At 73.4% G+C, this 1,309-nt stretch carries 1 protein-coding gene; it reads right to left on the bottom strand.

The window, feature by feature from the left end:
• Positions 1–183: 183 nt before the first annotated feature.
• The gene (locus tag VBO01S_RS31395; RefSeq protein WP_062483079.1) at positions 184–1,239 is read right to left on the bottom strand and encodes a pentapeptide repeat-containing protein; all 1,056 of its coding nucleotides are present in this window, start codon (positions 1,237–1,239) and stop codon (positions 184–186) included.
• Between the last annotated feature and the right edge of the window lie 70 nt (positions 1,240–1,309).

Genomic DNA, 1,309 nt, shown 5'->3' with positions numbered 1-1,309 from the left:
CACGGTGGCATCGGGCCCGACGGCGGTGACGAGGCCGCCCTGGCAGGCGCCGGCGATGGCGACGGTGGGGTCGACCGCCGGCGCGCAGACCGGTTGGCTCTGGCTGTGCGGGCTGCGCTGGCTGGGGCTTCTGCCGGGGGTTCGGGTCTTGCTCATGGGGCTCTCCAGGATGTGCGGATGGGGTCAGGCGGCGGCGACGGCGCGCCAGCGCTCGGCCTCGGCGCGCTGCGGGTCTTGCGTCAGCGCGCGGGCGTGGTCGTCGATGCGCGCGCCTTCGGTGAGCGCGCCGTGCAGCTGGGTGCGCAGCAGCGAGGCGCCCTCCATGTCGCAGCCGCGCAGGTCGGCGTGGCTGAGGTCGGCGTGGTCGAGCACCGCGTTCTGCCAATGCGCGCGTGCCATGCGCGCGCCGGCGAAATGCACCTGGTGCAGGCGGGCGCGTGCGAACACGCTGCCTTCGAGCAACGCGCCGGTGAACAGCGCCTGCGTGAGGTCGGCGCCCGAGAAGTCGACGCCGGCCGCCTGCGCCTCGCAGAAGATGGCGCGCGGCGCCTGCACGCCGGCCAGCCGCGCACCGCCCAGCAGCGCGCCCTGGAAGCTGCACTGCGGCAGGCGGGCGTCGGTGAAATCGGCGCCCTGCAGGTCGACCCCGGCAAACTGGCAGCCGCGCAGCGACTGGCCGCGAAAGTCCTGCCCCGCCAGGGAGGTCTTGACGAACACCGTGCGCTCGAAGTTGCCGTCGCTCCAGGCCAGGTGACGCACGTCGCATTCCATCAGCGTCGCCTGGCGCCAGTTGACGCGCTCCGCGCTGGCATCGAACAGGCTGCACTGGTTGAAGGTGGCGTTGTCCAGGCTCGCGTCCTGCAAGCTGGCGTGGGCGAACTTGCTGCGGTTGGCCACGAGCATGGACGCGTCGGCGCCGGCCAGCCGCGCGTGCGACACCTCGCACTCGTTCAGGGTGGCGGCATGCAGCCGTGCCTCGCCCAGGTCGGCGTGCGTGAGCTGGCACTGGTTGAAGGTGGCCCGCCGCAGATCGGCCGTTCCCAGCAGCGTGCCGCGCAGGTCGCACTGATCGAACACCGCCTCGTGCAGGTCGGCGCCGCGCAGGTCGGCCCGGCGCAGGTCGACCTTGCTGAACAGCGCGCCGGCCAGCGCGGCGCGCGCAAAGTGGCCGCCCTGCAGATCCAGCGACTCGATGGGCTCGCCGATGGCGGCGGCCATGGCCAGGACTTCGGGCGTCATGGCACGGGCTGCGCCTGCTCGGCGGCGCTCAGCCGCGGCCAGGTGCGGGTGCGTGTGAGCAGCGCGTCGT

The sequence above is a fragment of the Variovorax boronicumulans NBRC 103145 genome (assembly GCF_001591345.1).
GTDB classification, from domain to species: Bacteria; Pseudomonadota; Gammaproteobacteria; order Burkholderiales; family Burkholderiaceae_C; genus Variovorax; species Variovorax boronicumulans.
The sequence above is the reverse complement of the archived record's forward strand: the minus strand, read 5'-3'. Positions and strand labels throughout refer to the sequence as shown.

Coding starts and splice junctions, on each gene's coding strand:
- VBO01S_RS31395 (WP_062483079.1), bottom strand. CDS start 1,239: ATGACGCCCGAAGTCCTGGCCATGGCCGCCGCCATCGGCGAGCCCATC.